Here is a 242-nt window from a genome sequence, read left to right as displayed (position 1 = left end):
TAAAGCGACGATAACCCAAGCAAAACCACCTAAAAAATTATAAAGCACGAATTTTTTATGCGGCATGCGGCTTGTTCCTGCTGTAAAAGGAACAACCGTACGAATGATTGGCATAAAGCGCCCGAGGAAGATAGCCCACGAACCCCAGTTAGCAAAGAACTGCTCTGCTTCTTCAATGTACTCTGGCTTTAAAAATTTAGATAGCGTTTTATGTTTTGGAATTACATCTCCAAATTTACGCC

General features: G+C 40.9%; 1 protein-coding gene. It reads right to left on the bottom strand.

The genetic code is table 11. The annotated features are described in order from the left end of the window. Positions 1 to 242: DedA family protein (locus ETC27_RS18335; protein WP_136256093.1), on the bottom strand; the 242-nt coding region annotated here is incomplete at both ends.

The organism is Onishia niordana (assembly GCF_004798965.1).
In the GTDB taxonomy this organism is placed as follows: Bacteria; Pseudomonadota; Gammaproteobacteria; order Pseudomonadales; family Halomonadaceae; genus Onishia; species Onishia niordana.
Note: the sequence above shows the minus strand (reverse complement) of the source record. Positions and strands in the feature narration are given on the sequence as shown.